Consider the following 11,667-nt stretch of genomic DNA (forward strand, 5'->3'; position numbering starts at 1 on the left):
GTTAAACCTTTTCTGCACGAAGTTTCAAAAGGCCATCCAGAACGGTTGTGGCCGCCGCAAAGTCTGCTATTTCCAGATGTTCGTAGGGATTATGGCTGCCGTTTTCATTGCGCACGAAAAGCATTTCCGTAGGCACACCCTGGTTGGCAAAGGTGGCCGCGTCGTGACCTGCGCCACTTGCCATTTTCAGGGCTGGAATATCCAGTTCCCGGCTGATTTCCAGGGCGGCCTGTTGCAGGCTTTCATCCATCAGTGCCGGGGTGCTGCCCGTTTTCTCGCCCAGGTGCACTTTGACGCGGTGTCTTTGTTCAACGGTGCGGGCAACCTGCTGGATGTGCCGGTCAACATGATCCAGCAACGCGGTATCCTGCGCCCTGACATCCAGTGTGAACGAGACCTTGCCGGCAACGGCGCTGAAATTGGCCTGCCGGGCATCCGTTTGGCATACACCAAAGGTCAGGGTCAGGGTATGGCCTTCAGATTCCAGTGTCTGCCAGTAGGCGTGCAGGGTGCTGACAAGGTCGGCCATTGCCACAACAGCATCAGACCTGAACTTGCGCGGTGTGGCGCCGGAATGGGCATATTCCCCTTCAATCCAGGCCTTGCGGTAACGGATGCTGCCGCAAATGCCTGAAACAACGGCAAGAACGGCATTTTCTCCAAGAAGCACGGGGCCCTGTTCGATATGCAATTCGACAAAGCAGTCTATCTGCTCGGGCTTGAGAATGGCTGTATGCGGCCATTGGGGCGTGCCCCCGCATTCCGCAATATGTTCGAAAAGGGTGCGCCCGGTGTCAGAGCGTCTGGTGTTCAGATCCTTTTCGGTCAGCAGGTCGAAAGCCGTTCTGCTGCCGACATAGGAAAGCGGGAACCACACGCTTTCTTCAGCGCGGGTTGCGATAACCGTCGTATCCCGTTCCGGTAAAAAGCCGTCCCTGACCCACCGGCACAGGATTGAAAGACCCGCTATAACACCTGCCGCGCCATCGTAATTCCCGCCAGACGGTACGGTATCCATATGGGAGCCGGTCAGGACCACGGGTTTGGCACGGTCTTTGCCCGGCAGGGTAAGAAACAGGTTTGCGGCCCAGTCGCGGCGTATTTCAAGCCCGTAGTTCCGGGCCACATCGCATAACAACGTATGGGCCGCGTTTTCCTGTGGACTGTAGGAGGGGCGCGTCATGCCCAGCCCGTCGAAGCTGAGCGTGTGCAACGTCGCGAAAAGCTTTTCTCCAAAAGCGTGATGGAAGGCGGTGGCGTTCATTGTGCGCAATGACTCCCTGATGGGTCTATAAGGTCCGGTCATGCGGGCGGTGACACCAGAAATGCCATGAAGCGATCTACGGAAGCCCGTTGCCTGTTCTTGAAAACCATTGCCCCTATTTCGCGTTTTTTTGAAAACTCCGGAATATCCATGCACCGTATGGTGCTGTATCGGTTGATTTCCTGGCAGGACGGGATAATGGCAACGCCGATATTTCTGGAAACCATATCCAGGATAAGGTCGATTTCTTCCGTTTCGGCAATATCGCGCAGGCTGATCTTATGCAGCGCCAAAAAACTGCTTATGGTGCTGCCACCAAAGGACCGGCTGTCATAGCGGATAAAGGCATGCTGGCCTAAAATCTGTTTCCAGTCCGTGCCGTCAATACTGTCGTGCATGACCAGAACGTAAGATTGCGTGACCAGCGGTATCCATTCCATGTTCGGGATAAGGCTGAAAGGCGGTTTGACCATAATGGCCATATCCAGTTCCCTTGCCTCCAGCTTTTGCAAAAGAACGAGAGAGACATCGATACTGATGGAAAACAGGATATCCGGATATGTTTTCAGGAAAACCGCCATTGCTGGCGCCAGCAGGGATGTATAGGCGGTTGAAATGGTGCCCACCTTGATGGTGCCGCTTATGGCGTTGTCTCTGGGAATATCGCGCATGCGTTCAAAAAGTGCCACGATTTCCAACGCGCGTTCAACGGCGACAAGTCCCGCTTTGCTCAGGGAGACAGCGCGCCCGGTTCTTTCGAACAGGGGATAGCCGAATTCCATTTCCAGACGCTTGATCTGGGCGCTGACTGCGGACTGGGTCAAGCCGACTTTTTCTGCGGTTGCCGCAAAGCTTTCCAGTTGAGCGGCAACGAGAAATGTGCGGAGTTCAGTGATCATGGTGCAACATTTTTTTTGGCGCTCAGAGAAAAAAATTAACGATATTTTTGTTGCTCGGCTTTGTTCTATAATCGAAACCTCCAGAAGGCAATAGTTTAAAGGGAATAGGTTTATTACAAAAAACCTTTTTTTATAGAAGGAGAGATTAGAAAAACTATACACCGGATTTCTTCCCGGGGTATTGCCGGCACGTGCCCGTAAAAAGCCCTGTTGCCCCCTGGCGTGAGCCGATGCGGCAAGGGGCGATGGTGTGGAAACCGGGCCTCTGTCAGGGCCGGATAGGGTTGCGAATTTTCGATGCGTCTTCTGTATAGTGCCCGTTCTTGGGCCGGTTGGGAGTGGCTGTTGTGGTGATGATACGCAAGACCGCGCATTCAGGGCGGTGAAAGGCTGAAATCATGCGTATTCACTGTGCCGGTGCCAATGCTTTCCTTCTGGATATGTCCGAAGGGACATTCCAGGACACGATACAGGTCCGGATCTGGGGAATGGCGCATGTTCTGCAAGCTGCGCAGGGCATAACAATGCTCACACCCGGGGCCAATAACCTGCTTGTCGTATTTGACCCGCAGATAACAGAAATACAGAGCATTCATAGGCTGCTGAAACAGGCATGGGACCAGGCGGCTTCCATTTCCATTACCCCAAGGGAGTTGGTCGTGTCCGTGGTCTATGGGGGTGATGGGGGGGAAGATCTTGCCCATGTTGCGCAACAAACCCGCCTTTCCGAAACGGAAGTGGTGCGCCTGCATACGTCATGCGCCTATCGCGTGGCCATGATCGGGTATTCCCCCGGTTTTGGGTACCTTACTGGTCTGCCGCCGCAACTGCATGTTCCCCGCAGGGATAGGCCGCGGCTCAGCGTTGAGCGGAAATCCGTCTGCCTTGGCGGGGAATTTACCTGTGTCATGCCGCAGACGACACCATCGGGCTGGCATATTCTGGGCAAAGCCCAGTGTCCCCCCCTGTTCGACCCGACAGCGCAGAAGCCGTGCTTTCTGCAAGCGGGTGATATCGTACGTTTCGTGAGAGCGTGATGCTGGAGATTCTGAGCGACGGCCCCTTTAATACCGTGCAGGATCTCGGGCGCCCGTCTGCCGTGCCGTGGGGTGTGTGCGCAGGGGGGGCAATGGACAGGGAATCCCTGATCCGGGCCAATATTCTGGCGGGTAACACCGTGGGGGCCGCCGCCATGGAAATCATGTTCTTTCCCTTCAAGGTCAGGTTTCTTGAAAATTGCGTGTTTGCCGTGGCTGGGGCGCCAGCGCGGGCCACGCTGGATGGAACATCTTTTCCGCCCGACTGGAGCATGCAGGCAGAGGCCGGGCAGGTTCTGATCCTCCAAGCGCCTGAGAAAGGCGTTCGGTCTTATTTGGCGGTTGCCGGCGGGATCGATGTTCCGGTGGTGCTGGGCGGACGCGGTACCGATGTCAAAGGGGGTTTTGGCGGATTTAAGGGAAGGGGTCTGCAAAAGGGGGACCGGTTGCCCTGTGGGCACGCAGAACTCCATGCCCTGCCAGACGGAGGGGTCGGTTTATCGGGCATTGCTGCCCTGCCCGATAAAGACAATGTCGTGCTCGGCCTTATTCCCGGCCCGGAATATGAGGCATTCACCCAGGAGGCCCATTCCCTGCTCGTGACGCAGCACTGGACCATAACGCCCCACGCCAACAGGGTCGGGTTTCGCCTGGAAGGCCAAAGCCCCTTGCTGACCCGTCAATCCCTTAGCCTGCTGTCACATGGGGTGTTGCCCGGTACGGTGCAGGTGCCTCCTGCGGGGCAGCCCATTATCCAGATGGCGGATGCCAATACCTGCGGCGGTTATCCCAAGATCGGTATCATTGCCGAACCGGATCTGAGCGTGCTGGCACAGATGCCGCCGGGAAGCAGGATCCGTTTCAAACTGGTAACCCAGGAACACGCACTGGCGCGGATGCGCGCACGGACAGAGGCCTTGCAGTCCCTGGCCGAGCAGGTTCCCGCTTTTAAAAAACATCTCTTGGCCAGCTAGTTTCCAGCTTCGGGAGTTAACGGTGGTGAAAACGACAATTGATATGAATGCCGATCTTGGCGAAAGTTTCGGGCATTATACAATTGGTGACGATGCAGCCATGCTTGATGTGGTGACATCTGCAAATGTCGCCTGCGGTTTCCATGGCGGAGACCCGGACGTAATGGCCAGCACATTCCGCCTGGCGCGCGAGAAGAACGTAACAGTCGGCGCGCATCCCGGCTATCCCGACCTGTGGGGATTTGGCAGGCGGCTTGTCCCTTTTACTGCTGCTGAGACGGAACGTCTGGTCGCTTATCAGGTGGGGGCGGCGCAGGCCATGGCAACATATGCGGGGCATCGTATTGCCTATGTCAAAACGCACGGCGCACTTGGTAATCTGAGCGAGCAGGATAGCGATGTCGCAACTGCCGTGCTCAATGCCGTGCAGGGGGTCGATGCATCGCTGGCGCTGGTGGCGGGTGCTTTTGGCGTTCTCGGACGTCTGGCGCGCGAACGCGGCATGACAGTCTATGCCGAAATCTTTGCCGATCGCGCCTATACGGAAGACGGTCTGCTTGTTTCCCGCAAACAGGCTGGGGCCGTCCTGCATGATGTCGATTATATTTCCGAACGCGTGATCCGCATGGTCCGGAACGGCGCGATCGAGACAATATCGGGCAAGATGCTGCCAGCACCCATGGACACAATCTGCGTGCATGGGGACAGCGCGGAATCGGTCGCTATTGCGCGTACCGTGCGGGCCCGGCTGGAAGACGCAGGCATAGCGCTGAAGGCATTTGCATGACCGCACCCGATCAGCAGCCTGAAATACGGGATGTCGGGCAACTGGCGGAACTGATGTCCCGCATGCGGTGTTTTTTACTGTGCGAAAGCGCCGGGCGAAGCCCCGTTCGTGACCCTTGGCGACAGGGTGCGCTAGGGCCTGGTCATTGGTCTGCTGGAGGCGGAGTATAGCTGGCGCATTACCGAAATTCTGATCCAGGACGGTACCGTTGTCGCGGCGGGCGTGTCATTTCCCTGAACGAACGCTATTGGAAAGGATATCCACACTGTGGAATGTTTTATCACGCAGCCCGTGCATGATAGTGCGCTCACCTTTTTAAAAGAACACGGTATTGCAGTAAGGCACGCCACGGTCCCCGACATGGAAACGGTCGTACGGGAAATCGGAGCGGCTGACGCGGTTATTACACGGGATATCGGTCTGAGCCGCGATGCCATTGCCGCGGCACCACATCTCAGGATCATAAGCTGTCATGGGGTGGGCACCAACCGGATCGATATGGCTGCCGCGCAGGAACGCGGGATCACCGTTACCAATACGCCCGGCGTCAACAGTCAGTCGGTGGCGGAATTGACCATCGGGCTTATGCTGGCCAGCGCTCGCGATCTTTGCCGGGCGGATCATGCGGTAAGGCAGCATGACTGGCAATTTCGGTACACATGCGAGGGGATGGAACTGCACGGCAAAACGCTCGGTCTTGTCGGGTTTGGCGCCATTGCCCGGAAGGTTGCGGTCATTGCCGGTGCGGGCCTTGGTATGCGGGTGATCGCCTGGTCACCCAGCATGGCGGCGGACTGTTTTGCGCAGCACGGTGTGGAACGCTGTAATACGCTGGAGGAACTGCTGGGGCGGTCTGATGTCGTATCGATCCATCGCGCCGGAAAACAGGACGATCCACCCTTGATGACGCAAAGCGCGTTACGTCTTATGCAGCCGCATGCGCTGCTGATCAATGTTGGCCGGGGGTTTGCCATCGATCAGGACGCTCTGGCGCGGATTCTTGCGGAAAAGCGCATTCGTGGCGCGGCCCTGGATGTCATGCGTGTGGAACCACCTGCCGAAGATGATCCATTGCTGTGCGCCCCAGCCCTTCTTCTTACGCCGCATCTTGGCGGCACAACGCAGGAGGCCCTTCAGCGTATGGCCCTGACCTGCGCCCAGCAGGTACTGGCGGCCCTGAGTGGTCTTGCACCAGAGCACAGGGTAGGGCTGCCCTGACAACCCGCGTTGTCTGCCCCTGTCTTCAGCGTTCTGCGTGTGGGGCAGGATTGAAGACCGAACAGGAAAACGTGAGATGATTATTTTTGCGCTTAGCATCAAAAAAAATCATTTTTTGTATTCCTCATACTATAATAAGATATGTAATTGTAGAATACTGGATATAAAAAATGAACGAGATGACAATACAGGAAAAAACAATTCCTCCGTTTCACCTGGCTTTCCCGGTTGATGATCTGGCCAGGGCACGCGCCTTTTACGGTGTCCTGTTAGGCTGCCCGGAAGGACGGAGTTCCGATGAATGGGTGGATTTCAATTTTTTTGGCCATCAGATTGTGGCGCATATGGCGGACTGTTCGCAAAAACGCCTTCATCACAACAGTGTGGATGCCCATGCGGTTCCGGTCCCGCATTTTGGTGTCGTGTTGAATCTTGAAGACTGGGAGGTGCTCGCTGAAAAACTCAGGCAGGCTGGCACCCGTTTTGTCATCGAACCCTATGTGCGCTTCAAAGGCCAGCCGGGTGAACAGGCAACCATGTTCTTCTACGATCCTTTTGGCAATGCTATAGAAATCAAGGCGTTTGCCAGTCTGTCCAGTCTTTTTGCAAAATAAGGGGCAGGGTTTCTCTACGCCCCATTGGTATGGCAGCACGGCAAAACCGCGCTGGGCTTGGTGCTGTTGAACTGTGATTACGGGCTGCCACGTCTGGCCGGGAGCCTATATAGCCCCGGCATGCCAGAGGCCAGTTCGATGCTTTTGTCAAAGGTCTTCTGAAAAGCGGCTGCGAAGTGTGGGTCTCCACCGTGGCCGGCCCGGGTTCACTGCGCCCGGGCCTTTGGTGCGCCTGTGGCGTGACGACAGGTTTTCCAACAATTGCCTTCAGCATGGTATTGGCCGGGCAGGGTATTCATCGGAAGATATTGCGGCTGTTGCGCCCGTCTTGATTGAAAATGACTTCAAAGCGATCGTCTTCTTTTGAAGAGTAGGCTATAGCAGCTGCATTAGTACAATCCATTTTTACGGACTATTCCATGCCGGCATGCAACGCCCACCAAAGGGCGTCGCTGGCTTCGCACGCGCCCCACCTTCGATGAAAAATCCGATTCCCGGACGACTACACTTTCCTGGCAGCGTAATAATATTTTTGTTACGAAACCAAACAGAAAAAGTGCGGTGTGAACATAGCTTTTAGGTATTGGATTTTTCTTGCCCCCTATGCACAGTAATGAAAGTGTTACTGTAATGATTAAAAGGGGGATGACCATGGGCTCCGCCAGATCAAACAAATCAAAGCGGGCAATAGCTTCCGTGCTTTCATATTGTTTCGAAAACATAATGATATGGAACGTCCGGGTATAGAGTCCTACCAAGAGAAAGCTCGATTTATAATAAATTCGTTCCAGGGACGTGAATATGCTTAATCGTTATACCTTTCTGTTATCGACCATACTCTGCGGGAGCATGGTGACGACAGGCTACGCGGCTCCCAAGACCGTCAAGAATAACGCCAGCAGTGATGCGAAAACGGTTAAAACGCAGCCCGCGGTTGAAAAGGCCACGCCGGTCGCGGACCACCAACCTTCGGAAGAACAGTTGATCGTCACCGGAACACGGGACCCGCGGGCTACTGTCCGCCAAAGTCTAAGTCCGATTTCAGTGGTGACGACTGCGCAACTGCTTCGTACAGGTTCGGCCGACTTGCGTGAGGCCCTGGTGCAACTGGCTCCCTCCGTCAGTATGCCGGCCATGTCGTGGGGCAGTGCCGGTATGGCAGAAACTCTGAACATGCACGGCCTGACCTCAAATCAGACGCTCATACTCGTCAACGGCAAGCGCCGCGACACGTCGGCAATATTCCAGAACAACGCCGGTCCGCAGTTTGGAACCACGCCGGTCGATCTCGGCATGCTTCCAAGATCCGCGATCGACCATATCGAAATTCTGGACGACGGTGCTGCGGCCCAATACGGTTCGGACGCGATCGCGGGTGTCATCAATATTATTCTCAAAAAGAACAAGACGGGCCTTACGCTGAACACCAATAACGGCGGGTATTATGCCGGTGACGGATTTACGTCCGATGAGTACATCAATTACGGCATGAATCTGAAAGATCGAGGTTTTCTGTCTCTCAGCGCCGAGGCGAAGTTTCAGGATCATACAGATCGCACGCCAGCGTCATGGACCGGCGATCACAATAACCATATCCTGGGAAACCCGCGCGAACTGCGTGAGACAATCGGCTATAATATGGAATACGAGTTCCTGCCGCATTTGAAACTTTACTCGTTTTCCACCTATGGCCATCGTAATTCCGAGGCTTTTCAATATAACCGGGCCCCTGGTAGCGCCAACGACCTTCCCACCGTTCATCCCGGCGGGTATTCGCCGCAAATGGCAAATAATGAAGATGATTTCGGCGTAACGGCAGGGCTGAAAGGTCAAGCCTATTTCGATTGGGATGTGTCCACAACATATGGGGAAGATATTAACCACGACAATATTTTTGAAAGCGGCAATACCTCGCTCTATGCACTCTATGGAACCACGCCGACGTTCTTTCATCAGAACACGTCGCGAAACAGCCAGTGGACGACAAATGTTGATTTCAGGCGCTCTTTCAAGACGCCCTTATTGGCGGGGCCAATCAATTTGTCGTTCGGCGCAGAATATCGCTATGAGACCTGGCGTCTCCTGCCCGGTGACCCGGCATCGTATTACGGGTCGGGCACGCAATCGCAATTTGGGACATCACCCGCGAATAGCGTAAACTCGCATCGTGACGTGACCTCGGGCTACATTGATATCAGTGACGAGATCCTGCCAAAATGGCGTGTCGATCTTGCCGGCCGCTATGAGCACTATACAAATTCCCAGGACGCAGAAAGCGGTAAAATATCGACCCGCTATGATATTTCGCCAAAAATCGCAATACGCGGTACAGTCAGCAATGGTTTCCGTGCTCCGACACTGGCAGAATCGAACTATAATAATATCGGTTCGTCACTGACAGCGGTTACCGCTATTCTCAGGCCGGGGTCCACGGCGGCAAAAGCCCTGGGGGGCGGTGCGCTCAAGCCCGAGCGCTCCACAAATTTCAGTGCGGGTATTGTATTCTCGCCGGTAAGAAATCTTCATATCAATATCGATGCTTACCAAATATCGATACGTGATCGTATCGTGCAAGGCGGAACATATGTTGGAGCACCCGCAGTCGCGGCCCTTGCCGCCCAGGGTTTTTCCATTCCGGCCGGCATTTCGACCTCTTCCGTCAGGGCCTATTATTTTGCCAATGGCGCAAGCACAAGAACCCAGGGTGTCGATATCGGTGCCCAATACTTAACAAACCTGAACCGTTTTGGTCGCATAGACTGGGACGTTTCCTTGAACCTGAATAATACCAAGATAACGAAAGTCAATAATAATCTCTACGGCAATCCGATATTGAATGCGCAGCAGCAAAGCTACCTGAAAAACCCGTATCCCAAAAGCAAGCTTATATTTGGCGGGGTATGGAGCATAAACAAATGGTCATTCGCCGTGCATGAAATCCGCTACGGGCATGGCACATCGACGCTGGAATACTATTACGGTCCGCTGGCCTATTCGGGCACGCAGTTTCTGCGGGTTGCTCAGACCGCACGTTACCAGACCAATCTTCAGGTTTCCTACGATATCAACAAGAATTGGCGCGTATCCCTGGGTGGCATTAACGTCGGGAATGAATATCCCCGTAAAATGCCCCGCGAAACACGAGTGAATCAGGTTCTGATTTATGACGTCGATTATCAGGGAATTGGTTTCAATGGTGGCTATTACTATTTCCAGGCCGCGGCCCAGTTCTGAGATTCGTCCCAACCTATAGGTTTCGCAGTTCTTTTGCGTCAATGGTCTGTTTCCCTAATTTCGGAGTCCCCCGATGGATAAAGCTGATATTATCGCCCGTATCGATGAAAAGAGTTGCCTCGATTTCCTGTCGATGATGGTACGCTGCCAGAGTTACTCCGAAACCGACGGAGAAAAAGAACTTGCTCGTATCATGGTGGATGAGCTGGAAAAAATAGGACTTTGCGCAGAATATCAGGCATTTGAGGGCAAGAACGGGGCTACGCGCTACAACGCAATAGGACGGCTGAAAGGGGTTGGTGGGGGAAAAAGCCTGCTATTCAACGGCCATCTCGATACCAATCCGGTAACAGAGGGCTGGACGGTAGATCCGTGGCGGACACCCGTCGACGATAAATTCATTTACGGTATCGGTGTGTCAAATATGAAGGCCGGCGACGCAGCATATTTCTGCGCGTTGCGGGCCCTGATCGGGATGGGAATAAAACTGCGCGGTGACGTCATCTTGACGTTCGTGGTCGGTGAACTCCAGGGAGGGGTAGGAACCGTTGCCGCGATTCGTCAGGGGGTGACAGCGGACTATTTCATCAATAGCGAGCCGACAGACCTTTGCGCTGTCACGATGCATGCCGGCAGTTGCACGTTTGTCATCGAACTAACCGGCAATACACGGCATCTTTCCAAGCGGGAAGATGCAACGGATGCAATCGCAGCCGCATGTGAACTGGTGCCGCGACTGAACAGACTGACTTTTCCCGGTGCATTGTCCCCCGCGCATGAAGCTCTGAACAGGGTTCATGTCGGGGTGATAAGGGGTGCCCTGGGTAATGATTTTGCAGACTGGCGTCCGCCGCAGGTTGCGGATTTCGTCCGTCTGAAAGGATCGGCACGGTATGCACCCGGTCAAACTTTCGCAGGCGTCATGGCTACTTTGGAAAAAGAACTGCAGACTCTGGCAACGGAATTCCCCGGCCTTCAGGTAAAAGTCACTGGTGATGAAGGAATGCCGGCCTTTGAAGTGTCTCCGTCATCCCGCATTGTGAACTCGCTCAATGCAGCTTATGAACTGGTGCGTGGCACGCCGCAGCCCACCGGCGAGGATAAGCCGGCCCGGTTTTACGGTACTGACGCCGGTCACCTGTATCATGAACTGGGGCTGGAAGGTGTGGTTTGTGGTCCAGGGGGCCGCTATAACACCATGCCCGATGAACGGGTGGATATCATCGACTATCTGGATATGATCCGGATTTATATGCTCGTCATTCTGGATATATGTGGAGTGGAAGAAGCGTAGCTTCAGGGGTTTTACCACCACAACCGAATTCTCAGATGTGTCGCCCAGCCCGATCGGGAGAAAGCGCCCGTCCGCTTGGACGGGGGATATCCGCTGCCGCTGACCCCGCGTTGATCCTCAAAATTCCGGTGGTGCAGGCGCCCGATAATTTCTTCGGCTGGGCAGGTGTCCTGCCTCCCGGCCGGTAATACGGCACTGTATTGTAATCGTCCCGCCATTTGCCAGAAGCTGGCGGGAACGGGGTCAGGATATGAACAGCGTCATTCATCCCGCAGCCCGTCATTGCAGCTTTTGACAAACCGCTCTGCCAGGACTTGCCCGGCGCGATGTCATGCCGCTTGCCGGT

Annotated in this window: 9 protein-coding genes; 7 read left to right on the plus strand and 2 right to left on the minus strand. The window is 54.8% G+C overall.

The window, feature by feature from the left end:
• Position 1 precedes the first annotated feature (1 nt).
• Both J2D77_RS04590 and J2D77_RS04595 read right to left on the minus strand, forming a co-directional pair.
• A complete protein-coding gene (locus tag J2D77_RS04590; protein ID WP_207845135.1) occupies positions 2 to 1,264 on the minus strand; it encodes a Zn-dependent hydrolase in 1,263 nt (420 codons plus the stop codon).
• 38 nt (positions 1,265 to 1,302) lie between these two features.
• Positions 1,303 to 2,325, minus strand: a complete 1,023-nt coding sequence (locus J2D77_RS04595; protein ID WP_207845136.1) for a LysR family transcriptional regulator — start codon at positions 2,323 to 2,325, stop codon at positions 1,303 to 1,305.
• A 236-nt stretch (positions 2,326 to 2,561) separates the two neighbouring features.
• Here J2D77_RS04595 and pxpB point away from each other — a divergent pair, with 236 nt between their 5' ends.
• The 7 genes from pxpB to J2D77_RS04630 all read left to right on the plus strand — a co-directional run bounded on the left by pxpB (position 2,562) and on the right by J2D77_RS04630 (position 11,321).
• A complete protein-coding gene (gene pxpB, locus J2D77_RS04600) occupies positions 2,562 to 3,200 on the plus strand; it encodes a 5-oxoprolinase subunit PxpB (protein ID WP_230975519.1) in 639 nt (212 codons plus the stop codon).
• Positions 3,200 to 4,174 (plus strand): 5-oxoprolinase subunit C family protein, encoded by a 975-nt coding sequence (locus J2D77_RS04605; RefSeq protein WP_207845137.1) that lies wholly within the window; start codon positions 3,200 to 3,202, stop codon positions 4,172 to 4,174. Before pxpB ends, J2D77_RS04605 begins: the two co-directional genes overlap by 1 nt.
• A 22-nt stretch (positions 4,175 to 4,196) precedes the next feature.
• On the plus strand, positions 4,197 to 4,961 hold the full coding sequence (locus J2D77_RS04610; protein ID WP_207845138.1) for a LamB/YcsF family protein: 765 nt from the start codon (positions 4,197 to 4,199) through the stop codon (positions 4,959 to 4,961).
• A gap of 267 nt (positions 4,962 to 5,228) precedes the next feature.
• A complete protein-coding gene (locus J2D77_RS04615) occupies positions 5,229 to 6,179 on the plus strand; it encodes a hydroxyacid dehydrogenase (protein WP_207845139.1) in 951 nt (316 codons plus the stop codon).
• 170 nt (positions 6,180 to 6,349) lie between these two features.
• Complete coding sequence (locus J2D77_RS04620) at positions 6,350 to 6,793, plus strand: VOC family protein (protein WP_407927080.1); 444 nt, start codon at positions 6,350 to 6,352, stop codon at positions 6,791 to 6,793.
• Positions 6,794 to 7,594: 801 nt separating this feature from the next.
• Positions 7,595 to 10,027 carry a TonB-dependent receptor plug domain-containing protein gene (locus J2D77_RS04625; RefSeq protein ID WP_207845140.1) on the plus strand — a complete coding sequence of 811 codons (2,433 nt, stop codon included), beginning with the start codon at positions 7,595 to 7,597 and terminating at the stop codon, positions 10,025 to 10,027.
• 73 nt (positions 10,028 to 10,100) lie between these two features.
• On the plus strand, positions 10,101 to 11,321 hold the full coding sequence (locus J2D77_RS04630) for a M20 family metallopeptidase (RefSeq protein ID WP_207845141.1): 1,221 nt from the start codon (positions 10,101 to 10,103) through the stop codon (positions 11,319 to 11,321).
• Positions 11,322 to 11,667 lie beyond the last annotated feature (346 nt).

Source organism: Acetobacter garciniae (genome assembly GCF_017377735.1).
GTDB lineage: Bacteria > Pseudomonadota > Alphaproteobacteria > Acetobacterales > Acetobacteraceae > Acetobacter > Acetobacter garciniae.

Bases quoted from the DNA above. Each gene is read 5' to 3' on its own strand.
- J2D77_RS04590 (WP_207845135.1), bottom strand. From the start codon at position 1,264: ATGAACGCCACCGCCTTCCATCACGCTTTTGGAGAAAAGCTTTTCGCG.
- J2D77_RS04625 (WP_207845140.1), top strand. From the start codon at position 7,595: ATGCTTAATCGTTATACCTTTCTGTTATCGACCATACTCTGCGGGAGC.
- J2D77_RS04620 (WP_407927080.1), top strand. From the start codon at position 6,350: ATGAACGAGATGACAATACAGGAAAAAACAATTCCTCCGTTTCACCTG.
- J2D77_RS04605 (WP_207845137.1), top strand. From the start codon at position 3,200: ATGCTGGAGATTCTGAGCGACGGCCCCTTTAATACCGTGCAGGATCTC.
- J2D77_RS04630 (WP_207845141.1), top strand. From the start codon at position 10,101: ATGGATAAAGCTGATATTATCGCCCGTATCGATGAAAAGAGTTGCCTC.
- pxpB (WP_230975519.1), top strand. From the start codon at position 2,562: ATGCGTATTCACTGTGCCGGTGCCAATGCTTTCCTTCTGGATATGTCC.